At 72.3% G+C, this 22,612-nt stretch carries 20 protein-coding genes and 1 pseudogene; 4 read left to right on the top strand and 17 right to left on the bottom strand.

Translation table 11 applies throughout. The features are described 5' to 3' along the window. Positions 1–15: 15 nt before the first annotated feature. Complete coding sequence (locus tag DSM104329_RS28670; RefSeq protein ID WP_259313296.1) at positions 16–840, bottom strand: hypothetical protein; 825 nt, start codon at positions 838–840, stop codon at positions 16–18. A 40-nt stretch (positions 841–880) separates the two neighbouring features. Continuing rightward, entirely contained in the window at positions 881–3,046 is a 2,166-nt protein-coding gene (locus DSM104329_RS28665) for a PI-PLC domain-containing protein (RefSeq protein ID WP_259313295.1), read from the bottom strand. Positions 3,047–3,164: 118 nt separating this feature from the next. On the opposite strand from DSM104329_RS28665, the gene DSM104329_RS28660 reads away from it, so the two are divergent. Together DSM104329_RS28660 and DSM104329_RS28655 are read left to right on the top strand one after the other, a co-directional pair. Then, positions 3,165–3,422, top strand: coding sequence for a hypothetical protein (locus tag DSM104329_RS28660; protein ID WP_259313294.1), 258 nt, complete (start codon positions 3,165–3,167; stop codon positions 3,420–3,422). Next, positions 3,371–3,817, top strand: a complete 447-nt coding sequence (locus DSM104329_RS28655) for a hypothetical protein (protein WP_259313293.1) — start codon at positions 3,371–3,373, stop codon at positions 3,815–3,817. Before DSM104329_RS28660 ends, DSM104329_RS28655 begins: the two co-directional genes overlap by 52 nt. Before the next feature lie 14 nt (positions 3,818–3,831). Here the strand turns inward: DSM104329_RS28655 and DSM104329_RS28650 are convergent, their stop codons facing one another. The 12 genes and pseudogenes from DSM104329_RS28650 to DSM104329_RS28595 form a co-directional block, all read right to left on the bottom strand. Further along, positions 3,832–5,148 (bottom strand): adenylosuccinate synthase, encoded by a 1,317-nt coding sequence (locus DSM104329_RS28650; RefSeq protein ID WP_259313292.1) that lies wholly within the window; start codon positions 5,146–5,148, stop codon positions 3,832–3,834. A gap of 28 nt (positions 5,149–5,176) precedes the next feature. Continuing rightward, complete coding sequence (locus DSM104329_RS28645) at positions 5,177–5,920, bottom strand: ATP-binding protein (protein WP_259313291.1); 744 nt, start codon at positions 5,918–5,920, stop codon at positions 5,177–5,179. Next, entirely contained in the window at positions 5,917–7,308 is a 1,392-nt protein-coding gene (gene dnaB / locus DSM104329_RS28640; protein WP_259313290.1) for a replicative DNA helicase, read from the bottom strand. Before dnaB ends, DSM104329_RS28645 begins: the two co-directional genes overlap by 4 nt. Positions 7,309–7,735: 427 nt before the next feature. Continuing rightward, positions 7,736–8,188, bottom strand: coding sequence for a 50S ribosomal protein L9 (gene rplI, locus DSM104329_RS28635; protein WP_259313289.1), 453 nt, complete (start codon positions 8,186–8,188; stop codon positions 7,736–7,738). 77 nt (positions 8,189–8,265) lie between these two features. Beyond that, a pseudogene (gene rpsR, locus DSM104329_RS28915) lies at positions 8,266–8,526 on the bottom strand (30S ribosomal protein S18); the annotation flags it as partial. Positions 8,527–8,750: 224 nt separating this feature from the next. After that, on the bottom strand, positions 8,751–9,221 hold the full coding sequence (locus tag DSM104329_RS28625) for a single-stranded DNA-binding protein (protein WP_259313287.1): 471 nt from the start codon (positions 9,219–9,221) through the stop codon (positions 8,751–8,753). Between the two features lie 241 nt (positions 9,222–9,462). Then, positions 9,463–9,828, bottom strand: a complete 366-nt coding sequence (rpsF, locus tag DSM104329_RS28620; RefSeq protein ID WP_259313286.1) for a 30S ribosomal protein S6 — start codon at positions 9,826–9,828, stop codon at positions 9,463–9,465. A 748-nt stretch (positions 9,829–10,576) separates the two neighbouring features. Continuing rightward, positions 10,577–12,049 (bottom strand): alpha,alpha-trehalose-phosphate synthase (UDP-forming), encoded by a 1,473-nt coding sequence (locus DSM104329_RS28615; RefSeq protein ID WP_259313285.1) that lies wholly within the window; start codon positions 12,047–12,049, stop codon positions 10,577–10,579. Next, positions 12,046–13,281, bottom strand: a complete 1,236-nt coding sequence (locus DSM104329_RS28610; protein WP_259313284.1) for a glycosyltransferase — start codon at positions 13,279–13,281, stop codon at positions 12,046–12,048. The genes DSM104329_RS28615 and DSM104329_RS28610 overlap by 4 nt, the downstream gene beginning before the upstream one ends. A 67-nt stretch (positions 13,282–13,348) precedes the next feature. Then, positions 13,349–14,548 carry a S1C family serine protease gene (locus DSM104329_RS28605; RefSeq protein WP_259313283.1) on the bottom strand — a complete coding sequence of 400 codons (1,200 nt, stop codon included), beginning with the start codon at positions 14,546–14,548 and terminating at the stop codon, positions 13,349–13,351. Further along, positions 14,545–15,942: a sensor histidine kinase gene (locus tag DSM104329_RS28600; RefSeq protein WP_259313282.1), complete on the bottom strand. Its 1,398-nt coding sequence runs from the start codon at positions 15,940–15,942 to the stop codon at positions 14,545–14,547. Before DSM104329_RS28600 ends, DSM104329_RS28605 begins: the two co-directional genes overlap by 4 nt. Positions 15,943–15,952: 10 nt before the next feature. Continuing rightward, positions 15,953–16,666, bottom strand: a complete 714-nt coding sequence (locus DSM104329_RS28595; protein ID WP_259313281.1) for a response regulator transcription factor — start codon at positions 16,664–16,666, stop codon at positions 15,953–15,955. 29 nt (positions 16,667–16,695) lie between these two features. On the opposite strand from DSM104329_RS28595, the gene DSM104329_RS28590 reads away from it, so the two are divergent. Further along, positions 16,696–18,456: a hypothetical protein gene (locus DSM104329_RS28590; RefSeq protein ID WP_259313280.1), complete on the top strand. Its 1,761-nt coding sequence runs from the start codon at positions 16,696–16,698 to the stop codon at positions 18,454–18,456. Next, positions 18,453–19,163, top strand: coding sequence for a sortase (locus DSM104329_RS28585; protein ID WP_259313279.1), 711 nt, complete (start codon positions 18,453–18,455; stop codon positions 19,161–19,163). Before DSM104329_RS28590 ends, DSM104329_RS28585 begins: the two co-directional genes overlap by 4 nt. Here DSM104329_RS28585 and thiL read toward each other — a convergent pair. From thiL to DSM104329_RS28570, 3 genes are read right to left on the bottom strand one after another with little or no spacing between them, the layout of a single operon-like run. Next, positions 19,160–20,113 carry a thiamine-phosphate kinase gene (thiL, locus tag DSM104329_RS28580; protein WP_259313278.1) on the bottom strand — a complete coding sequence of 318 codons (954 nt, stop codon included), beginning with the start codon at positions 20,111–20,113 and terminating at the stop codon, positions 19,160–19,162. The genes DSM104329_RS28585 and thiL overlap by 4 nt on opposite strands. 4 nt (positions 20,114–20,117) lie before the next feature. Continuing rightward, on the bottom strand, positions 20,118–20,336 hold the full coding sequence (infA, locus tag DSM104329_RS28575) for a translation initiation factor IF-1 (protein ID WP_259313277.1): 219 nt from the start codon (positions 20,334–20,336) through the stop codon (positions 20,118–20,120). A gap of 29 nt (positions 20,337–20,365) precedes the next feature. Further along, on the bottom strand, positions 20,366–22,606 hold the full coding sequence (locus tag DSM104329_RS28570; protein ID WP_259313276.1) for a transglycosylase domain-containing protein: 2,241 nt from the start codon (positions 22,604–22,606) through the stop codon (positions 20,366–20,368). Positions 22,607–22,612 lie beyond the last annotated feature (6 nt).

Here is a 22,612-nt window from a genome sequence, read left to right as displayed (position 1 = left end):
CCCGGCCGCGATGGCTCAGCCCGGTGCGTCGGCCGGCGGCGTCTCGGCCGCCTTCTTGGGGTCCTTGGGCGGGACCGGCGGCGGCGGGTCGGGCAGGCTCGGCGCGCCCCCGATCAGCGTCAGGAAGTCCTGGCCGAGCCGCGCGCCCGGGCGGTCGGGGCGGAAGCGCTGCTGCGCGCGGGCGCGCTTGTCGTCGCTGTACCGGCGCGCCCAGGGTGAGTTCGGCTTGGCCAGCCTGATGGCGCTCCATACCCCCACGACGGGGATGAAGATCACGACGACGCCGAACAGGATCCGGCCCTTGATGAACGTGATCCCGGCCAGCACGAGCGTGATGACCACCCACGCCACGGTGCCGAGGATCGAGCTCGACTCGTCCAGGCCCCACGGCTGGACGCCGAGCACGACGAGCGCGGCGAAGACGGTCGCCATGATGACCGCGTCGAGCGACACGCGGCCCTCCTGGGACCAGTAGACGTCCTGGAGGCGGACCCACAGGGCGAACTCGTCCAGCGTGAAGCCGGCGCCGATGCCGAAGCCGATCGCGGTGATCTGCCACCACGGGGTCTCGAGATCGGTGGCGAAGGCGATGAAGCCGCAGACGAGCAGCAGGACGATGCCCCACACGAGGTGGTGCAGGTGGACGCCGCCCTCGGTCTGCACGCCCCCCGGCCACCAGGAGACGCTTCGCGTGAGGCGGGCGCTCGTGCGGATGAAGCCGAACGAGCACAGGAAGGCGAGCAGGAGCAGGAACCCGGCGCCGCGGCCCGGCTCCTGCCCGGTGTGGACCAGGTCGACGCTGACGACGACGGCCGCGTTCAGATGGTGGAGGATGAGCATCGGATCACGCGTGCGGTGGGCGGGACGGGGCTGCGGGGCGCTACCGGCCGCGCCCGACGCCGTTCAGGGTGTCGGCCACCCCGAAGACGTCCCCGGTCTTGTAGAAGTCGACCGCAAGGACGTTGGGCAGCAGCCCGCGCTCCTTCTGGCACTCGCGGGCTCGCCGCAGCAGGGTGTCGTAGGCGTTGACCTTGGCGGCATTCGACGGGCGCGGGGCGGGGGTCGTGTCGATCCAGTTGTTGAGCAGGAACAGCGAGCCCTCCGTGCCGCCGCGGTTGACGGCACAGGTCAGCTGTGACGGGTTCTCCGCGTGGTACGGGGTCTCCTGCATGTACCGGAACGCCGGGTGGTACCAGGGGACCTTCGGATCGCCCCCATGGTCCTCGCCCATCATGATCACGCGCCCGCCGGAGGCGATGAGCTCGCGCAGCGTCGGCCACGGCTTGCCGACCCGCCCGGTGTAGACGTAGGGCATCAGACCGCTCGCCTTCACCGCCTTCTCGATGTCGGTCGCGGTGACGACCTTGTCCTCGACGACGATGATGAGCACCTCGTCCGGGTTCTTGACGAGGAAGTCGCGCACCTCGGACAGGCCCTGCGTCAACGGGATGTGCCCGAGCTCGCAGAACCCGTGGCACAGCCACTCCGTCCGTGGCACGTTCGGCTTGACGCCGCCGAAGACGCGGTCGCGGATACGGATCGCGGCGTCGACGGCCTGCTTGCCGAGCTGCGCCTCGAGCGTCGCGCGCTCCTTGCGCAGGTCGAGGTCCGTGCGGACGTTCTTGCCGACCTGCTGGCCGTAGTGGGCGTCGATGAGCAGCGCGCGGATGCCGTCGTCGAGCTGGGAGCCGATCCCCTTCTCCTGCTGGGAGAACAGCCAGTTCGGATACGTCTGCGCGGACATCGAGTTGTGGGTGCCGGGGAAGACGACCTCGTCGATCGTGCGGTCGCACAGCTCCGCGTGGCCGTTGCAGGCGGTGATGTCCGCCTCTGTCTTCGCGGCCTGCGTGCCGCCCGAGGCGAAGAGCGCGCCGATCAGCAGGAGGACGAGCACCCCGGCCACGCCGCCGGCGAGCCAGGGCCCGGGGCGCCGGCGGCCGCCGTAGTCGCCGGTCGTCGTCGCGGGCTCGGCTCCGGCTTCCGCCCCGGCTTCCGCCGTGGCCGTCGCCGGGACCGCGGCCGGCTCGGGGGCGGGCGGCCGCCGGCGCTCGGCCCGCTCGGCGAGCATCCGCAGCAGCTCCTCGACGCCTTGGTAGAGGACGTAGATCCCGAGCAGGATCAGCGCGAGGTCGAGCAGCCACTGACGCCACGCGATCATGAGCGCGCCGGCGACGATCAGCACCACGGCCCGGCCGGCGCGCCGCCAGGGCGTCTGCGGGACGGTCGTGATGACCTCCCAGGCGCGCCGCAGCGGGCTGCGCACGTCGACGGGGCGCAGCTGGGCGGCGGCCGCCGCGGCGACCACGGTCCCGCCCGCGAGCAGGATCAGCGACCACGTGCGCAGATCCTGCAGGAAGGCGTCCCAGATCACGGCGGCCGCGGCGCGCTCCTCCGGCACGCTGAAGCGGTCCAGCATGATGCCGCGCCCGATCTGGTAGGCGAGGACGAGCACCGCCCCGGACCCCGCGACCGCCATCCCCACATGGACGATCGCGCGCCGCCGGTCGCGTTCGAGGAAGACGGCGCCGCCGAGCAGCAGGACCGCGGCGATGCCGAACAGCCAGGCGAGGCCCTCGACCCCCTCCCCGAGGTCGGTCAGCTGCAGCGAGTTCCCGCTGGTGTCGCCGGTGTCGATCCGGATGTCGAGCGAGCCGGGGATCTGCTCGGCGATCTTCGGGTCGAGCTGCTCGAGGGCGGCGGTGAGCAGCACGCCGACGTCGGCCAGGGTCAGCGTGGCGGTGTTCTGATTGCGCGTGAACACCGTGCGGTGCAGGTCGACCGCGGCGCGGTGGAACAGGCTCTGAAACGGCTTGGAGCCGACGATCGCGCCGGCCGCCGACTGGATGAGCGGGCGGACGGCGACGAGGTTGCGGTTCGCCTTGAGGACGACCTGGTCGGTGATCTTCGTCGCGACGAGGTCGCGCACGGCAGCCTCGTCGAGGGTGTTCGTGGCGCGGGCGGCGAACTGCTCGGAGTCCAGCACCGTCGTGCGCGCGTAGGCGAACGTGACGGCGACGATCACACACACCGCCCCGAGGACCATCATCAGAACTGAGGCGATCCGTCGCGCTCTCACACCGGTCGCCAGCCTACCTTCTGGGGCGCCGCCGCTCGTCGAGCCGGGGCGCGGCCGCCGCCTCCGGCCGCGGTTACCCTGACCGCCGATGCCTCGCCGACGACGCCGCCTGCCCGGAGCGATCGAGCCGCCCTGGGCGCGGCGGCGCCGCCTGCGCGCCGAGCGCCCCACCCAGGTGCTCGGCGTGCTGGCGCTGGTGCTGACCGCCGCGGTGGCCGCGGACGAGGCGCTGCGCGTCGTGGCCGGTCGCCGCAGCACCTCCCGCCGGGCGCGGCGGCGCGCGAGACGGCGTCGGTGGCGGTGCGGGGCTACCGCGCCGCGTCGCCGCTCGAGCGGCGGCTGCTGAACCTGCTCGGCTCCTTCACCATCTCGTTCGGGCTGGTGCGCGCGTCGACGTGGGTCATCCGTACCCGCGGGCGCTTCGGCCCGTTTCGCAACCTCATGGTCGGCTCGCACCACGTGCACCACTTCGTGCCGGGGATCGCGCTGATCCTGGCCGCGGGCGGCGCGGCGCTGCTGACCGAGGACGAGGCGGCCGAGACGTGGCTGGCCCTGCCGTTCGGCGCGGGCGCGGCGCTGACGCTCGACGAGTCGGCCCTCCTGCTCAAGCTCGACGACGTCTACTGGTCGCAGGAGGGGATCGTGTCCGTGCAGATCAGCCTCATCGCGGTCCTGATGCTGTCCGGCGCGGCGCTCGCGCTGCGCGTCCTGCGGCGGGGCGAGGCTCCCCCGTCGGCGTAGCGCGCCGGCGTGGCTCAGCTCGCCGCGGCGGGCGCGGCGACCGACTCGGCTCCGGCGGGCATCCACACGACCTGCTCGCGGCCGGGACCGACCCCGACGACGGCGATCGGCACGCCGACGAAGTCCGCGACGTACTCGAGGTACTCGCGGGCGGCGGCCGGCAGGTCGCTCTCCGTGCGCGCCTCGCCGAGGTCCTCGCTCCAGCCGGGGAGCTCCTCGTACTCCGCGGTGGCGTGATGCAGCACCGACTGGTGGTACGGGACGTGGTCGAAGATCGCGCCCTCGTGGCCGCGGTAGCGCGTGCAGACATGGAGGCGGTCGAAGCCGGACAGGACGTCGAGCTTGGTGATCGCCAGCGCCGTCATCGTGTTGATGCGCGCGGCGTAGCGCAGGGCGACGAGGTCCAGCCAGCCCGTGCGTCGCGGACGTCCGGTGGTGGTGCCGAACTCGCCGCCGCGCTCGCGGATCTCGGCGCCGAGATCGTCGTCGAGCTCGGTCGGGAACGGGCCGGCGCCGACGCGCGTGACGTACGCCTTGGCGATGCCCCAGATCTCGTCGATGTCCTTCGGCCCGACGCCGGCGCCGATGCACGCCGCGCCCGATACCGGGTTCGAGCTGGTGACGAACGGATACGTGCCGTGGTCGATGTCGAGCATCGCGCCCTGCGCGCCTTCGAAGATCACGTTGCTGCCGCCGTCGAGCAGGTCCCAGACGAGGCTGGACGTGTCGGCGATGTACTGCTCGAGGCGATGGCCGTAGGTGAGGTACTCCTCGGTCATCGTGTGGAGGTCCAGCGCGGGGTCCTTCGCGAAGGGCCGCAGCGCGAGCCGCTTGGGGTCCAGCGCGGCGGTGATCTTCTTCTTGAGGATCTTCTCGTCGAGCAGGTCCTGCACGCGGATGCCGAGGCGGGCCGCCTTGTCGGCGTAGCACGGTCCGATGCCGCGGCGTGTCGTGCCGATCTGCAGCTTGCCGAGCCGCGCCTCGCCGGCGTGGTCGAGCAGCAGGTGGTAGGGCATGATCAGGTGCGCATTGGCGGAGATGCGCAGGCCGCTCGTGTCGATGCCGCGGGCGCGCAGACCGTCGATCTCGTCGGTCAGGACCTTCGGGTCGATGACGACGCCGTTGCCGATCACGCAGCGCTTGCCCGGGTACAGGATCCCGCTCGGGATGAGGTGGAACTTGAACGTCTCCCCATCGCGGATGATCGTGTGGCCGGCGTTGTTGCCGCCCTGGAAGCGGACGACGGCGTCGGCCCGCTCGGCCAGAAGGTCGACGAGCTTGCCCTTGCCCTCGTCGCCCCACTGAGCGCCGACGATCACTATCCCAGGCATGTCCCCCGGAGTGTAGGGCGGTCCTGCGTCACGCCACGTCGCGGTCCGGCTGGTACTCCTGCCGGTTGTCCGTGCCGAACAGCGGCAGCGGATCGCCGCACATCTCGATGAGGCGCGACACCGTCCGGCGCCCGATCTGCTCCTCGAGCTCGGCGGGCATGTTGTTCGTCGTGATGACGATCGAGCGCTGGTCCTCGTAGCGCGTGTTGACGATCGAGTAGATCTGCTCGAGCACCCAGTCGGTGCGGTGCTCGGCGCCGAGATCGTCGATGTGCAGGAGGTCCACCGTGGCGAGCCGGTCGAGCAGGCCGAGCAGCCCCTCCTCCGTGTCGATGGCCTCGCGCAGGACCGCCATGAGACGCGGCATCGAGTAGATCGCGGTGGTGCGCTTGGCCTCGATCGCCGCCTTCGAGACGAGCATGGCCAGCGTCGTCTTGCCGGTCCCGGAGTCCCCGACCAGCCACATCCCGCGTCCTTCGTCGAGGTTCTCGCCGACCCGGTGGCAGAAGCGGCGCACCTCGTCGACGACCGGCGGGCTGATCGCCGTCACCGGCCAGCGGTCGAAGGCGACGTCGCGGTACTTGCGAGGGATCCGCGCCTCGAGGCTGCGCGCCCGGGCGTTGGCGAGCTGCAGGGGCCGGCAGCGGCAGTCGCTGGCCGTGTTCGTCGCCTCGTCTACGACGAACCCGGAGCCGTCGCAGATGCCGAACGCGCACGGCGCGAGCCCGTCCACCGCGCCGCCGGCCGCCGGACGGGAGCCGCGAGCGCTCACGTGTACCGCTCGCCGGCGTAGTTGAGGAACTTCGGGTACTCCTTGCGGAACGTCAGCGTGACGTCGCCCAGGCCGCCGTTGCGGTGCTTGGCGATGAGGATGTCCGCGAGCCCCTGCTGCTCGGACTCGTCCTTCTCGTAGTACTCGTCGCGGTAGATGAACATGACGAGGTCTGCGTCCTGCTCGATCTGGCCGGATTCCCTCAGATCGCTCAGGATCGGCTTCTTGTCGTGGCGCTGCTCGACCGCGCGCGACAGCTGTGACAGCGCGATGACCGGGACCCTCAGCTCGCGGGCCAGGATCTTCAGCCCGCGCGACATCTGGCCGACCTGCTCGACGCGGCTGTCGGTGCCTGCGTCGGGGCGCATGAGCTGGAGGTAGTCGATGATGATCAGGCCGAGTCCGCCGGGCGCCTGCTGGTGCAGCCGGCGCGCCTTGGCGCGGATGTCGAGGATGCCGATGTCCGACGAGTCGTCGACGTACAGCGGCGCCGTGCTCAGCTTCTTCGTGGCGTCGAGGATCTTCGGCCACTCGGAGTCCTGCACGCGGCCCTTGCGCAGCTTGTCGCCGAAGATCCGGCCCTGCGACGCGACGAACCGCTGCGCGAGCTCGGTCTCCGACATCTCGAGGCTGAACAGCGCGACAGGCCGGTTGTAGTCGATGGCCGCGTTCTCGGCGATGTTCGTGACGAGCGCTGATTTTCCCATCGATGGACGTGCGGCCAGGATGATCAGGTTGCCGGGCTGGAAGCCGCCGGTGATCTCGTCGAGGTCCTTGAACCCGGACGGGGTGCCCGTCAGCGCGGTGCCCTCGGCGGACAGGCGCTGCATCTTGTCGAGCTCGTCGTGGAGGATCTCGTCGATGCTGCGGAAGTCCTGCTGCTTGTCGTCGTGGGCGACCTCCAGCATCGCCTTCTCGGCCTGCTCCACGAGGTCGCGCGGGGAGAGGCGGCGCTCGGTGACCGAGGCCTGGATCTCGTAGGTCGTGGTCAGGAGGCGGCGCAGGAGCGCGTTCTCCTTGACGATCTGGGCGTAGCGGCGGGCGTTGCCGACGAGCGGGACCGAGCCGGTGAGCGCGTCGATCGACTCGGCGCCGCCCGCGTCCTCCAGCCGGCCCGACTGGCGCAGCGCCTCGGTCACCGTGAGCGGATCGATCGGCTCGTTGGTGTTGTAGAGCTCGAGCATCGTCGCGTACGTGACGCGGTGGCGCTCGCGGTAGAAGTCCTCGGGCCGCAGGCCCTCCTCGATCACCAGCGCGTAGAGCGCGCGGTCGGAGAGGAGGATCGCGCCGAGCACCGACTGCTCGGCCTCGAGGTTGTGCGGCGGGGCGGTGCCGTTGAGCGGCGGGAACGTGGGCGACGCGAGCGCGATCTCGGGGGATGTGGCCATGGAGCGCATCGAAGCTAGCAACGGCCCCAGAGCGAATGCAGGCGAAGTTGCCGCACAGAGCGGGGAGTTGTGAAGAACTGGTGTCGAGGCGTGACGAAGCGGTGCCCGGGTGTGGCAAACGTCCGCTCCGCGCCGGTGCCGGTGCCGGTGCCGGTGCCGGTCCGGTGCCGCCGCGCCCGCTCGGCGCCGCCGCGCCCGCTCGAGCCGCTCGGTGCCGCCGCCCCCGCTCGGCGCCGCCGCGCCCGCTCGAGCCGCTCGGTGCCGCCGCCCCCGCTCGAGCCGCTCGGCGCCACGCCCTGCCGGTGGCCGACGCGATCGCCCTCGACCGCGCGTGCGCGTGCCCGGCGGACCGAACGCGTTCCTCCGCGACGCGACGCTCCGGCGGCGCCACCGCCGGCTGCGGTGGCGCTGTGGAACCGTCTGAGGGCTACTTGGACTCGACGACCATGGTCTTCACGGAGGCCGTCGCACCTTCGGCGATCTCCACGTCGACCATGTAGGTGCCCACGTGCTTGATGGGCTCCTCGAGGTTGATCTTGCGCCGGTCGACCTTCAGGCCGCGCGCGTCGCGGATGGCGTCCGCGATGTCCTGCGACGTGACCGAGCCGAACAGGCGGCCGTCGTCGCCGGCCTGCTGCGAGATGGTCAGCACCGTGCGCGAGAGCGTGGCGGCGTTCTCCTTCGCCCGCTCGATCGCCTCGGCCTTCGCCTTCTCGAGCTGGGCCATGCGCACCTGGGCGGCCTCGACGGCGCCCTTCGTGGCCGGCTGCGCCAGCTTGCGCGGGATCAGGAAGTTGCGGAGGTAGCCCTTGGAGACCTCGACGACCGTGCCGCGCTCGCCGACGCCTTCGACGTCCTTCAGCAGGATGGCCTCGGGCATGGCTAGCGCTCCCGGTCCTCGCGCCCGCGGCCGCCGCGACCGCCGCGCTCTTCCTCGCGCCCACCGGTCGGGTCGACATACGGCAGCAGCGCCAGTTCGCGCGCGCGCTTCACCGCGCCGGCGATCTGGTTCTGGTGGCGGCGGCACGCACCGCTGATGCGACGAGAGCGGATCTTGCCCTTCTCGGAGACGAACTTCCGCAGCGTCGCGAGGTCCTTGTAGTCGACCTGCTCGATCTTGTCGCGGCAGAACGGGCAGGGCTTGCGGCGGCCGCTGCCGGGTCCGCCCTTCTTGTCACGCCGGCGGGTGGGCTTCCCGCGGCCACGTGCTTTTGCCAAGGTGGTCGAGCCTCTCGTCTACGTCGAAGTCTTTGCGTCACGCGCGCAGCCCAACGCCGGGGTCGCGCGACCGAAGGCCACATTGTAGGCAGATGCGTCGTTCAGGTCCGATCCGTCCGATGGATGTGCCGCACGTCGCGACAGCCGGCGGCGAGGAGCGTGCCGTGGGCGACGAGACGCCGCCACCGCGGTCACGGCGACGGCGTCAGCTCAGCGGCGGGTGATCAGAACGGGATGTCGTCGTCGGCCGGCGCGCTGGAGCCGCCGCCCCCGCCGACCGGGGCGAAGTCGTCGGTCGAGACCGGCACGTCGCTGCGCGGCGTGAACCCGCCGCCGCCGCCGTTGCCGCCCTCGCCGCCGCTGCCCAGGAACTGGACGTTGTCCGCGATGATGTCGACGGACTGGCGCTTGTTGCCCTGCTGGTCCTGCCACTCGCGCCACTCGAGGCGGCCGTCGATCGCGACGCCGCGGCCCTTCGACAGGTACTGGGCCGCGTTCTCGCCCTGACGGCCGAAGATGGTCACGTCGAAGTAGTTGGGCTTGTCGACCCACTCGCCGCTCTGGTTGTCCTTGCGCCGCGTGTTGCACGCGATGCGCAGCCCGCAGATGGCCATTCCGCTGCCGGTGGCACGCAGCTCCGGATCGCGGGTCAGGTTGCCGGTGATGATCACCCGGTTGATGTTCGTGGCGGCCATGTCGGGCGCCTCCTTTCGGCACTGAACGAATCTGCGGGCGAGCCTAGCGCGGAGGTCGGCGGCAGACCGGGAAGTGCGCGGAACGTGCGCGGAATCGTCGCGAAGGCGTAGGAGAGTGGGGGACGCCTGCGCGGGTGATGTGCGGGGTGCCCGCAGGTGGGCGCGGGCCGGGCGGATGAACGCAACGCGGGTCGAGCGGCCCGCGTCGATGCCGAGTCCGGGACGCGCGCGCCCCGGTCGTCTACAGCGAGGTCTCGAAGTCCGCTTCGACCGGGCTCGCGGCGCCGGGATCCGGCGGCTCGGGCGTGCCCGGGGCGAGGCGGATGATGCGGAAGCGCAGGACGCCGTCGGCGATCGACAGCGCGCGGTCGAGCTCGTCCAGCGTCGCCGTCGTGTTCACGTGGAACTGGAACAGGCGGTAGTCCGCCGAGTCCTGGTGGCGGATCTCGTAGGCCATCTCGCGGACGCCCCACTCGTGCGTGCCGATCAGCTCGCCGCCCTCGGTGATGATGCGCTCGGCGTCGGCGAGCACCTTGGCGCGGTCGTCCTCGGTGGACTCGAGGTCGAGCAGGAGCATGAGGTCGTATGTCGGCTGAGGCTGGGCCATGTGCGGCGGATGAAGATAGCAGCGTCCGGGGGGCGAACCTTGCGCGCGCCATGCCTGGACGGGGCATGGAGCCGCTCGCGCAGCGCATCAGATGGGGCAACGTCGCCTGCGCGGCGGCGGTCCTGGCGCTCGTCGCCCTGATCCTCGCCTGGCCGCGGCTGGCTCCGAAGGAGGCCGAGCTGCCGCCGCCGACGGCGGTACCCGTCGCTCCGATCTCGGCCCGCCCGGTCCCCGCCCCCGTGACTGTGACCGAGAGCCCCGCCGAGCCGAGGCCGGAGGGTGCGCAGGAGCGGACGGAGCACGCGCGCCGGACCCGAGCGCTCGCCGCGCATCCGTCGCGTGCGCGCGTGGCGGAGCGGTCGCTTGTGAAGCGGCGGGCGCGACGCCCCGCGAAGCGGCGGGCGGGAGTGCGACGGGCGGCGGGAGTGCGACGGGCGGCGGGAGTGCGACGGGCGGTGGGAGCGCGACGGGCGGCGGGAGCGCGACGGAGCGCGCCGACGCAGACCGCGGCACGCACCGACCAGCGTCCGCCGGCCCGCCGGCCGGTGGCCACCGGGCGGCAGAGCGCGGGCGTCCCGCAGACCGCGCCCGCTCCGAGCCCGGCGCCCGCGCCGGCACCAGCCCCGAGCCCGGCGCCGGCACCAGCCCCGAGCGCGTCGCCGTCCGCACCGGCTGCGGCCCCCGGACGCGCGCCGCGTCAACCGGCCCCGGGCCCGTCCGAGTTCGTGTTCGGGTGAGCGCCCGCGCTCTACGGCGCCGCCGGCTGCGACTCGCGCTTGCGCCGGATGTCCGCCAGCTGGTCGTCGATCCAATCGCCCGGATTGCGGCCCGTGATGATCTCCCGCAGCCCGTCGGCCCGCCGCGCGCGCTCGTCCGGGCGCATCGTCAGCGCCGCGTGGATCGAGGCCGCGAGCTCCTGGATGTCGAACGGGTTCACCGACAGCGCGAACTCGCCGAGCTCCTCGTGGGCGCCCGTGTTCTCGCTGAGCACCGACACCCCGTCCCGCTCGTTGACGACCGGCCCCTCCTTCGCCACGAGGTTCATCCCGTCGAACATCGCGTTGACGAGCAGCACGTCGTAGTGCTTGTAGGCGGCCACGGCCTCCTCGAGGTCGTCGCGCAGCTTGAGCTGGATCGGCATCCAGTCCGGCGTGCCGTGCCGGTGGTTGACGACCGCGACGAGCGCCTCGATGCGCTCCAGGTACTCGGCGTACTCCGGCACGTCCGTGCGCGACGGCATCAACTGGGCCACGAACGTGACCTTCTCGCGGAAGTCCGGGTGCTGCTCGAGGAAGAGGTCGAACGCGGAGAACCCGCGCAGGACGTTCTTCGACAGGTCGGCGCGGTCGACGCGCAGGATCAGGTGGTCGCGGCGCCGGCGCAGCAGCTCCTGCTCGAAGTGGTGCGTCCGGTCGGACTGCGCGACCCGCCGCGTCGCCGTGGCGTCGATCGGCAGCGGGTACGCCCGCACCCACACGTCGTGGCCGCCGACGTTGCGCACGACGCCCGCGTCGAAGTCGACCTCCAGCCCGACGAGATCCCGGCAGCACTGCAGGAAGTTGCGCCGGTAGGCCTGCGTGTGGAACCCGACGATGTCGTTGGCGAGCAGGCCCTCGTAGATCTCGTCGCGGATGCGGGTGGGCAGCACGCGCCACGCATCCGGCTGGGTCCACGGGATGTGCACGAAGTGGTGCAGGAACGCGTCCGGCCGCGCCCGCCGCACGAGCCCGGGCAGCGTGTAGAGGTGGTAGTCGTGGATCATCACGACGGGTTCCTCGCGCCCGTCGATCTCGTCGACGACCGCCTGTGCCAGATCCTCGTTGACGACGTTGTAGCCGTACTCGAACGCCTCGACCTCGTGACGGCGGATGTCCGGGGCGTTCGAGAGGTCCCAGAGGTAGTGCTGGATGAACCACAGCATCGGGTTCGCGAAGATGTTGTAGAAGCGGTCGTAGGCGTCGGGGTCGCTCTCGACGAAGCGCACCTGGTACTCGCCGCCCGCCGGCGACTCGACGGTGAACGGCTGCCCTCCGGCCTCCTGCGAGCGCTTCGCGTCGCCGTCCGTCATCGCCGACGCGATCCACACCGCGTCGCGGTGTGACGCCAGCCCGGTGAGCGCCGTCACGAGCCCGCCGCCGCCCCGCTTGACCGACCCGTCCTCGCCGAAGGTCACCGGGCCACGGTTGGAGACGAGGACGAGAGGGGCGCGATCGGCGTTCACGAAGACCCGATCTCCCCGAAGAGCCGCAGGTAATCACGCAGGTAGCGCGGCGTGAGGAAGTGCTCGCGCACGTGCTCCTTGCCGCGCCGCCCCAGCGCCTTGCCGAGCGCCGGGTCGCGCAGGATGTCGATGCAGCGGGCCGCGCAGGTGTCCACGTCGCTCACCCGATACCCCGAGACGCCGTTGTCCACCTGCAGCGGGATGCCGCCGACGTCGCCGCCGATGAACGGCTTGCCCTTCCACAGCGCCTCGGACACCGTCAGGCCGAAGCCCTCCCGGATGGACTTCTGCACCACGACGTCCGCGTGCGACTGGAAGGCGTTGACCTCGATCGCACCGACGTTGTTGAAGTTGTTGAGGATGTGGATGTCCGGATCGCCGTCCGCGTGCGCGAGCGTCGCGTTGAAGAAGTCCCACCCCTCCGGGTCGTCGGACGCCATCGAGCCGACGAGCGCGAGCTGGACGTCGCCGATCTCCTCCTTGACAAGCCGATACGCGTCGATCACGCCAAGCGGATCCTTCCACGGGTCGAACCGCGACACCTGACAGATCATCTGCCGGTCGACGTCGATGCCGAACTGGTTGCACACGTACGCCGCGTCTTCGGGCGACAGCGCCATGTTCTTCGGCGCGAGCGGATCGATCGCGGGGGGGACGACGTTCGCGCGCCCCCGCATCCCGGACGGCACGTACTGCTCCATGTGGAACAGCGACTCCGGGTAGTCCCGCACGTACGGCAGCAGGCGCTGCATCGTCGCCGGGTTCGGCGTCGAGAGGTCGATGTGGCAGCGCCAGATCCAGCCCGCCGACTTCTCCGGCACGAGCGAGTACAGCGCGGCCGGCTGCGGGTCGTGGACGATGCAGACGTCCCAGCCGGGCGACAGCTCGCGCGCGTTCATCTGGTTGTACTGCTCCCAGACGCCCCATTGCTCCTCGGAGAGGTCCTGCGGGTTGCCCTGCAGCGCGTTGTGCATCAGCTTCGTCGCGTTGAAGAACTCCTCGCGCCCGTAGATGACCTGCCACTCGACGTCGAGCCCCGCGTCCTTCATCAGGGGGACGAGCGTGTAGAGGATCTCCGAGACGCCGCCGCCGAACGCGGTCGCAGACAGATGCGCGACCCGCAGGCCCTTCAGCGGCTCAGCCAGGGCGCGCAGCTCCTCCGCCAGGTCGCGGCCCACGATGTGCGTGTAGTCGGCGAGCGACTTGCTTCCCACGTTGACCGGTTGAAGCACGCCCGGGAAAGTACTCGCTGGGCAGGCGCCCCGCGCGCTCGGCGGGGTGGGCCGCGCGCGCGCCGGCCTACGGCGACGTGGTGGCCGGCCGCTTGCCGAGCGTGACGGTCACCGTCCGCACGTCGCCGTCGCGGCGCACGTGGACGGGCACCTTCTGGCCGGGCCGGTAGGCGACCAGGATGCGCCCCAGGTCCGCGTCCTCGGTCACCGCATGCCCGCCGATGGCGACGATCACGTCGCCGCCCGGCCGGTAGCGCTGGGCCTGGAACGTCGTCGCCGGTGACGTGCTGCCGCGGATCCCGGCCTCGTCGGCGGGCCCGCCCTTCGTCACGCCCTGCACCCACGCGCCCGCGTCGGTCCCGAGATCGAAGCGCTCCGCAAGCTGCGGATACACCGACCGCGTCGCGATGCCGAGATAGGCGTAGTCGACGGTGCCGCCGTCGCGCAGCACCTCGAGCGAGTGGCGCACCGTGCCGGAGTCGACGGCGAACCCGACGCCGGTGCCCTCGCCGCTGGACGAGCGGATCTGCGAGTTGATGCCGAGCACGCGCCCCTGGCCGTCGAGCAGCGGGCCGCCCGAGTTGCCGTGGTTGATCGCCGCATCGGTCTGGATGGCGCCCCCGATGGCGAACCCGGTCAGGGACTGGATCGAGCGGTCCACCGCCGACACCACGCCCACCGAGAGCGACTGGCGCTCGCCGTACGGCGACCCGATCGCCGCCACCGGCTCGCCCACCTCGACCGTGCCGGGATCGGCGAGCGGCAGCGGCCGCAGGTCGAGCTCGTCGGGGTCGACCTTCAGCAGCGCCACGTCGGCGTTCGGGTCGACGCCGAGGACCTTCGCCGGCACCTGGTTGCGATCGCGGAACTGCACGAAGACCTGGTCGGCGCGCTCGAGGTCGCGGCCCTCGCCCAGGGTGACGACGTGCGCGTTCGTCGCCACCTCGCCCGTGCCGGACACGACCAACCCCGAGCCGAGCCCGGCGCTCCTGTCCGGCCCGAGCAGCGACGACAGCCCACTGCTCCTGAACACCGAGATGACCGTGACGACGCCCTGCGCCTCGCGGTCGTAGATCGCCCGCGCATCGAAGCGCGCGCCGCCGCCGGTGCCCTGGCTCTCGATCACGTCGACCCGCGTCGTGGTGCGCGCGACGGTCTGCGTCGTCGTCTCCTGGCCGTCCGACCCGCCGCCGCAGCCCGCCACGCCCGCGGCCGCCCCCGCCAGCACCACGACGCAGGCGACGGCGACCGCGCGCGCCCGGCTCATGCGGGCAGCTCGAACGAGAAGGTCGTCCGTCCGGGATGCGACTCGACCGTCAACCGTCCGTCCATCCGGTCGGCGAGCTCGTGCGCGATCGCGAGCCCGAGGCCCGAGCCCTGGGCGTCGTCGGAGGTGAAGAAGGGCTCGAAGATCCGCTCCACGTCCGCATGTCTTATCCCGGGGCCGCTGTCGCGAACCGCCAGCGCGACGGATCCGTTCGTCCGCGAGGCCGCCACGACGATGTCGGTGCCCGCGGGCGTGTGGACGAGGGCGTTGTCGATGAGGATCCGCAGCACCTGCGCCACGCGCTCCGGGTCGCAGGTCGCGGTCAGCGCGGCGGCGGGCAGCCGCAGCTCGAGCCGCGAGCCCCGTGACGACAGCGCCGGCAGGAACTCCGACGTGACCGCCCGCGCGAGCACCGCCACGTCGGTCGCCTCGGGCCGCAGCTCGAGCGAGCCCGCCTCGAGGCGCGACAGGTCCAGCAGCTCGGTCGTCAGCGTGCGCAGCCGGGCGACCTGGTCGCGCACCTGCCCGAGGAACGCGCGGCGCGTCTCGTCGTCGAGGTCCTCGTCGAGCAGCAGCTCCACGAACCCCGACAGCGAGAAGATCGGCGTGCGCAGCTCATGCGAGGCGGTGGCGATGAAGCGCTTGCGCGCCGAGTCGAGCTGGGCGAGCTGGCGCTGCATGTCGTCGAGCGCCCGCGCGAGCTGGCCGAGCTCGTCCCGGGAGTCGATGGGGAACCGGGCGGTGAAGTCGCCCTCGGCCACCTGGCGCGCGGCGCGCTCGAGGCGCCGGATGCGCCGGGCCAGCGCGCGCGAGATGAGCAGGCCGACGAGCACCGCCGCCACCACGGCTGCGGCTCCCGCGACGAGGATGCGCTGGCGGATGAGCGCGACCGTGTCGGTGACGTCGCTCAGCGGCGACGAGAACACGACCACCCGCGCGATCCTGCGGTTGTAGCGCAGCGGGCGGGCGACCTCGCCGAGCCGGCCCTGGTCGCTGGCCTCCGTCCCGAGGACGACCTTGCCCGTGCGCGCCGCCTCGAGCGCGACGTCGAACGAGAGGTCCGAGACGTCGATCTCCTCGGTCGAGTCCGAGATGAGGTACGTCCCGATCCCCTCGGTCCCGCGCGTGACGCCGAGCAGCGAGACGCGCGCGTTGGCCTGGTCGGCGGCGGTCCGGACCTCGCGGTCGACCTCCTTCTCGTCGACGTTGGAGCCGATCGCCTCGCGCAGCGGCCGGGTGTAGGTCGCGGCGGCGCGGGACAGCGAGTCGAGCTTCTGCTCCTGCAGGCGCTCCTGCAGCGACGGCAGCACCCACAGCATCACGACGCCGACCGACACCAGGGCGATCAGGAGGAACGCGAGGGCCAGCCGGCTGCGGATCGACCGCGGGATCAAGCCACGCCGCCTACAGAGACCGGTCCTTGTCGCGGAAGCGGTAGCCGACGCCGCGCACGGTGAAGAGGTACTCCGGGTCCTTCGCCTCGACCTCGAGCTTCTCGCGCAGGTGGCGGATGTGCACGTCGACGGTGCGCTGGTCGCGGAACGCCGAGTCGCCCCACACGCGCGTCAGCAGCATGTCGCGCGTGAACACCCGTCCGGGGTTGCGCGCCAGCGCGGTGAGGATCTCGAACTCGACGAAGGTCAGATCCACCCGCTCGCCGCGCACGGTCACCGACCGCCGGGCGAAGTCGATCTCGAGGCCGGCCACCCGCAGCGGGGCGTCGTCGCCGATCTCCTCGGCGCGGCTCATCGCGCCGCGCCGCAGGGCCGCGCGCACGCGGGAGCGGAACTCCCGCATGGAGAACGGCTTCGTGATGTAGTCGTCGGCGCCCAGTTCGAGCCCGATCACCTTGTCGACCTCCTCGGCCTTCGCGGTGAGCATGATGATCGGGACCGTCGAGCGGGCGCGCAGGCGGCGGCACACCTCGAGCCCGTCGAGCTGGGGCATCATCACGTCGAGGACGACGAGGTCGAACGGCCCCTCCTCGAAGTGCGCGAGCGCCTGGCGGCCGTTCGTCGCCTGCACGACCTCGTAGCCGTCCTTGCGCAGCGGATAGGACAGCAGCGTCTGGATCGACTGCTCGTCGTCGACCAGCAGGATGCGGGGTGAGCGGTCCATGCGTCTCGACGGTCAATATGCCAAGTCGAATGCTCGATCTGCGCATCTATCGTGTCGCCTTCGCGCCGGCGCTCATCGCGCTGGTGCTCGTGGCGTTCTCGCTGCAGAGCCGCCCGCGCCCGATCGAGACGACCCTGCCGCCCGACGCGTTCGACGGGCCGCGGGCCGCGGCCCTGCTCGAGGGCCTCGCCGAGCGCTACCCGCAGCGGCGCCCCGGCAGCGAGGGCGACCGCGCCCTGGCCGGCGACGTGCAGCGGGCGTTCGAGGCCTCCGGGTTCACCGTGACGACCGACGACGCCGAGGCGCAGACGATCGACGGCGAGCGCACGCTGCGGACCGTCGTCGCCGAGCGGCCGGGCCGCGTGAACCGGCGCATCGTCGTGCTCGCCCATCGCGATGCTGCCGGCAGCCCGGCCCGGGCCGAGCTGTCCGCGACGGCGGCGCTGCTCGAGCTCGCCCGGCTCTACGGCGGCCGGGCGACGCGCCGCACGCTCACCCTCGTGTCGACGAGCGGCGGCAGCGGCGGCGACGCCGGCGCCGCGCACTGGGCGCGCTCCGTGGAGGGTCCCGTCGACGCGGTCATCGTCCTCGGCGACGTCGGCGGCGACCGGGTGCGCCGCCCGCAGGTCGTGGGCTGGTCGAACGCGCAGGGGATCGCACCGCAGCGGCTGCTGCGCACGGTCGAGCAGGCGATCCGCGAGGAGACGACGCCGCCGGGCTCCAGCAGCCCGCTCATGCAGCTGCTGCGCCTTGCGTTCCCGGCCACGGTCTCCGAGCAGGGCGTCATCGACGCCGCGGGCCTGCCGGCCGTCATGGTCGGCGCCTCCGGGGAGCTCGGCCCACCCGCCTCACCCGCCGGCGAGGCGGTGAGCCCGCAGCGGCTCGAGGCGCTCGGCCGCGCGGTCCTGCGCTCGATCACCGCCCTCGACGATGGACCCGAGGTCACGCCCACCGCGCCCCGGTCGGCGATCGTCCTGCGCAACCAGGTGCTGGCCGACTGGGCGGTGCGGCTGCTCGCCGGCACGCTGCTGCTGCCCGTGCTCATCGCTGCGGTCGACGCGCTGGCCAGGGTGCGCCGCCGCCGGGAGCCGGTGCTGCGCTGGGTGGGTTGGGCGGCCGCGACCGGCGTGCCGTTCCTGCTCACCGGCCTCACGCTCGTCGTGCTGCGGCTGCTGGGCCTCGTCACCGCGCCGGGCGCGCCCGTGCGCCCCGGGCTCATCCCGGTGTCGGTGCCGGCCCTGATCGCTGCCGGCGCCGTGTTCGTGCTCGCGTTCGTGCTGCTCTGGCCGCTGACCGCCCGCCGGCTCGCGCTCGGCGGCGCGAACGTCACCGGCGCCGCGATCGCCATCGGCCTGACGACCCTGGTCCTGACCGGCCTCGCGTGGCTCGTGAACCCGTACACCGCGCTGTTCCTCGTGCCCGCCGCGCACCTCTGGCTGCTGGCCAACGCGCCCGAGGTGAAGGTCCCGCGGCCCGCGCGCGTCGTCCTCGTCCTCGCCGGGCTCATCCCGCTCGCGCTCGCCGTCCTCGGCTACGCCGTCGCGTTCGACGCCGGCCCGCTCGACCTGCTGTGGATGGGCACGCTGATGGTCGCCGGGGGACACATCGGCATCCTGGCCCTCGTGTTCTGGAGCCTCGTCGCCGGCTGCGCGGTCGCCGCGCTCATCGTGGCCGCCCGCACGCGCGGCGCGCAGGACGACCTGCTGCCGCGGCAGGTGCGCTCGCGCGGCCCCATCTCCTACGCCGGCCCGGGCTCGCTCGGCGGGACCGACTCGACGCTGCGGCCATGAGGCGCTCGCTGCGCTTCCTGTCGACGGTCCTCATCGTCGCCGGGGTCCTGCTCGTGGCCGATGCGCTCGTCACCGTGCTGTGGCAGGAGCCGATCTCCGCGGTGATCGCGCAGCGCAGCCAGAGCGAGCTGAGAAAGGACCTCGACCAGCTCGCCGACGCCGGGCCGACGCCCGTACAGGCGCGGGCCCTGCGCTCGCTGCCGACGACCGAGCGGCGCCTGGCCTACGCCGCGCGCGAGCTGCGGCGCAGGACGGCCGAAGGCGATGCGCTCGGACGCATCGTGCTGCCGACGCTCGACAAGCGCTTCGTCATGGTCGCCGGCGATGCGCCCGCCGACCTGCGCAAGGGACCCGGCGTCTACCCCGACACGCCGCTGCCCGGCACGGGCGCGACGACCGCCATCGCCGGCCACCGGACCACCTACCTCGCCCCGTTCCGCAACCTCGACGACCTCGACCGCGGCGACCAGATCCGGCTCGAGATGCCGTACGGCGACTTCACGTACGTCGTCGAGCGCCGCCAGATCGTGCAGCCCGACGACGTGTCGGTGATCCGGCGCACCGGCTACGAGCGTGTCGTCCTGACCGCCTGCCACCCGCTCTACAGCGCGGCGCAGCGGATCGTGGTGTCCGCACGCCTGGTGCGCGTCGTGCCGTCGCGGAGGATCGCGGCGATCGCGGCCGCGGCTGAGCGGCCGCGCCGCTAGCGGCGGTGCTCGTAGCCGCGCAGCGCCACGGGACGGCCGTCGCGCCGCAGCTCGACGCCCGGCGCACCGGCCTCGACCCGCCCGATCCAGCGCAGCCCGGCCGCCTCGGCCGCCGCCCGCGCCGGTTCCGGCACGCAGGCCAGCAGCTCGTAGTCCTCGCCGCCGGTCGCGGCCAGCTCGATGGCGTCGGCGCCGAGCGCCGCCGCGACCTCGGCCAGCCCGGGCGCGAGCGGCAGCGCCTCGAGCTCGACGACCACCCGGCACCCAGACGCCTCGCCGACGTGGCGCGCGTCGGAGGCGACGCCGTCGGAGACGTCGATCATCGCGTGCGCGCCCGCCGCCGCCAGAGCGTGGCCGGCCTTCAGGCGCGGCTCGGGGCGCAGGTATGCGGCCCGCATCGCGTCGGGTCCCTCGGCACGGCCCTCGAGGAGGGCGAGCCCCGCCGCCGAGCCGCCCAGCGTGCCGGTGACGCCGACCAGGTCGCCGGGCCGCGCGCCGTCGCGGCCCACGAGCTGCCCCGGGTCGTCGGCCCAGCCCACGACCGTCACGGAGATGACGAGCACGGGCCCGCTCGTCACGTCGCCGCCGACGACCGCGGTCCCCGTGCGGGCGGCGAGGGCTCCGGCCCCCCGGGCGAGCGCGACGACGTCGTCGTCGGAGAGCTGCTCGGGCAGGACGAGCGCCACGTACGCCTCGCCCGGGTCGGCCCCCATCGCCGCGAGGTCCGAGAGCGCGGCCGCCATCGCCCGGTGGCCGGCGTCCTCGGGAGCCGTCGCGCCGAGGCGGAAGTGCACGCCCTCGACCATCGTGTCGACGGACGTGACCGCGCACGCCCGGCCGCGCACCACGGCGGCGTCGTCGCCGGATCCGCGCAGCACGCGGTCGCCCGGGATCTCCCCGAGCTGCTCGCGCATCGCTTCGATCAGCGCGAACTCGCCGCGCTCGGCCACGCGCTCAGCGGTGCCGGTAGACGATGCGTGCGCGGTCGAGGTCGTACGGCGACAGCTCGACGCGGACGCGGTCGCCCGGCAGGATGCGGATGCGGAACCGGCGCATCTTCCCCGCGACGTGGCCGAGGACCGTGTGGCCGTTGTCGAGCTGCACGCGGAACATTGCGTTCGGCAGCGCCTCGACGACCTCGCCCTCGAATTCGACCTTCTCTTCCTTGGCCATTCGCCTACGGAGAGTAGCCGCCTCGCGCGCTACGGAGTGGGCGCGGCCCCGCCGGCGTCCGGCGTGGGGGTGGGCGCGGGCGCCGGAGCGGGGGTCGGCGCCGGGTCGGGAGTGGGCGTGGGAGCGGGCGCCGGGGTCGGGTCCGGCGCCTGCGTCGCGGGCGCCTTCTGCGGCGGCGTCTCGTAGGCGCCGGGGTCGTAGCCGGTGTTCCCGCCGCCCGTCGTCCCGCTCGCGTCCGGCTTCGTGCCGCCGGTCTCGAAGGACTGTGCTCCGCTCGAGCTGAACGCGCCGTCAGCGCTCGAGCCGGGGGCGCCGGTGGTCGCGTACTTGCCGAAGAACGGCTGGGACTCGAACGGCTCCTGGGGCTGCTCGAAGTCGCCGCAGAACCGGCCCTTGACCTGCTTCATGTACGCGCCCCAGATCTGCGCGGGGAACGTACCGCCCGCGACCGCGATCCCGTGGACGCTGAACATCTCGACCTGCGTGTTCGGGTAGCCGACCCACACGGCGGTCGTCAGCTTCGGCGTGAACCCCACGAACCAGGCGTCGCGGAAGTTGTCGGTCGTGCCGGTCTTGCCGCCCGCGGGGCAGCCGATGTTCGCCGCTGTGCCGGTGCCGCCCTGGATGTTCTGCTGAAGGATCTTCGTCGCCTCGTACGTGACGCCGTCGGAGAAGACCTTCTTGCGCCTGGGCTTGCCGAGGTTGTCGGTCCTGCCGTCGGGGAAGACGACCTTCGTCACCGCGATCGGGCGGTTGCGGTAGCCGCCGTCGGCGATCGTCGCGTAGGCGTTGGCCATCTCGAGCGGCGAGACGCCGTACTTCAGGCCGCCCAGGCCCTCGGCCGGGTAGCCCTCGAGCTTGGACGTGATGCCCATGTCCTTCGCGGTCCTCTTGACCTGGTCGGGCCCCAGGTCGAGGTCGAGCTGCTGGTAGACCGAGTTGTCGGAGGCGAGCGTCGCGCGCACCAGGTTCGACGAGCCGAGGTACGTGTTCGAGTACGTCGCGACGTCGATCGGGCCCCACTTGGGATCGGTGAACTTGAGGGGCTTGGACACGTAGGTCGTGCCGGCGGGGTCGACGCCGCGGCGCAGGGCGGTCATCAGCACCATGATCTTGAACGTCGATCCCGGCTGGCGGTGGCCCTGCGCGGCGAGGTTGAACTTCGTCTGCTTGTAGCTGGCGGTCGACGCCATCGCCTTGATGTAGCCGTTGCTCTGGTCGATCGTGACGATCGCCGACGACGGGTCGCCCGGCTGGTTCAGGACGCCCGTCATCGCAGAGCGCGCCTTCTTCTGCATGTCGAGGTCGAGCGTCGTGTGGATCGTCAGCCCGCCCTTGCGGACCTCGTTGACCCCGTACTTCTCGATGAGCTCAGAGCGGACGAAGTCGAAGAAGAACTGCTCGCGGCGCTCGGTGTAGAAGTCCGAGCGCTCGACGCCGAGCCCCCGCGCCTTCGCGCGGGCCGCCTGAGCCGGCGTGATCATGCCCTCCCCGGCCATCGCGTCGAGCACCTCGTTGCGGCGCTTCATCGCGGCCTTGGCGTCGAGGAACGGGTTGTAGAGCGACGGCGCCTGGGGGAGGCCGGCGAGCAGCGCCGACTCCCCGAGGGTCAGCTCGGCGGCCGGCTTGTCGAAGAACACGCGGGCGGCGGCCTGGACGCCGAGCGCCTCCTGGCCGCCGATGGTCCCGTACGGGATGTTGTTGAGGTACTTGCTGAGGATCCAGTCCTTCGAGTGCTCGTCCTCGAGCTCCTCGGCGAGCTTCGCCTCGCGGATCTTGCGCTTGTAGCCCTCGATGCCGTCGCGCGCGCGGTCGTCGGTATAGAGGTTGCGCACGAGCTGCATCGTCAGCGTCGAGCCGCCCTGCACGGTCTTGCCGGTCGTGACGTTCTTGAAGCCGGACCGCAGGATGCCCTCGAAGTCGACGCCCTTGTGGTCCCAGAAGCGCTTGTCCTCGATCGCGATCGTGGCGTCCTTCATGGTCCGCGGGATGTCGGCGTAGCGGACCTGCGTGCGCAGGATGTCCGACTGGATGAAGCCGAGGCGGGTGCCGTCGGCGGCGTAGACGACCGAGCTCGAGCCGGGGTTGACCGGCTTGAGCTCGTCGATGGACGGCGCCGAGTTGGCCACGCTGGCCACCCAGCCGACGACCCCGAGCACGCCGATGGCCAGCGTCGCGATAACGACGCCGAACCCGAGGAAGACGATGCGGCCCGCTCCGTGCCCATGGCGGTTACGGTTGCGGCGCCGCTGGCGATCACGGCGTGACATGGCGCA

This window comes from Capillimicrobium parvum (assembly GCF_021172045.1).
Lineage (GTDB): Bacteria > Actinomycetota > Thermoleophilia > Solirubrobacterales > Solirubrobacteraceae > Capillimicrobium > Capillimicrobium parvum.
Note: the sequence above shows the minus strand (reverse complement) of the source record. Positions and strands in the feature narration are given on the sequence as shown.

What these genes read in the sequence shown, in the direction of transcription:
- DSM104329_RS28670 (WP_259313296.1), bottom strand. Translation starts at nt 840, where the DNA reads ATGCTCATCCTCCACCATCTGAACGCGGCCGTCGTCGTCAGCGTCGAC.
- DSM104329_RS28665 (WP_259313295.1), bottom strand. Translation starts at nt 3,046, where the DNA reads ATGATGGTCCTCGGGGCGGTGTGTGTGATCGTCGCCGTCACGTTCGCC.
- DSM104329_RS28660 (WP_259313294.1), top strand. Translation starts at nt 3,165, where the DNA reads ATGCCTCGCCGACGACGCCGCCTGCCCGGAGCGATCGAGCCGCCCTGG.
- DSM104329_RS28650 (WP_259313292.1), bottom strand. Translation starts at nt 5,148, where the DNA reads ATGCCTGGGATAGTGATCGTCGGCGCTCAGTGGGGCGACGAGGGCAAG.
- dnaB (WP_259313290.1), bottom strand. Translation starts at nt 7,308, where the DNA reads ATGGCCACATCCCCCGAGATCGCGCTCGCGTCGCCCACGTTCCCGCCG.
- rplI (WP_259313289.1), bottom strand. Translation starts at nt 8,188, where the DNA reads ATGCCCGAGGCCATCCTGCTGAAGGACGTCGAAGGCGTCGGCGAGCGC.
- DSM104329_RS28625 (WP_259313287.1), bottom strand. Translation starts at nt 9,221, where the DNA reads ATGGCCGCCACGAACATCAACCGGGTGATCATCACCGGCAACCTGACC.
- rpsF (WP_259313286.1), bottom strand. Translation starts at nt 9,828, where the DNA reads ATGGCCCAGCCTCAGCCGACATACGACCTCATGCTCCTGCTCGACCTC.
- DSM104329_RS28605 (WP_259313283.1), bottom strand. Translation starts at nt 14,548, where the DNA reads ATGAGCCGGGCGCGCGCGGTCGCCGTCGCCTGCGTCGTGGTGCTGGCG.
- DSM104329_RS28595 (WP_259313281.1), bottom strand. Translation starts at nt 16,666, where the DNA reads ATGGACCGCTCACCCCGCATCCTGCTGGTCGACGACGAGCAGTCGATC.
- DSM104329_RS28590 (WP_259313280.1), top strand. Translation starts at nt 16,696, where the DNA reads ATGCTCGATCTGCGCATCTATCGTGTCGCCTTCGCGCCGGCGCTCATC.
- DSM104329_RS28585 (WP_259313279.1), top strand. Translation starts at nt 18,453, where the DNA reads ATGAGGCGCTCGCTGCGCTTCCTGTCGACGGTCCTCATCGTCGCCGGG.
- infA (WP_259313277.1), bottom strand. Translation starts at nt 20,336, where the DNA reads ATGGCCAAGGAAGAGAAGGTCGAATTCGAGGGCGAGGTCGTCGAGGCG.
- DSM104329_RS28570 (WP_259313276.1), bottom strand. Translation starts at nt 22,606, where the DNA reads ATGTCACGCCGTGATCGCCAGCGGCGCCGCAACCGTAACCGCCATGGG.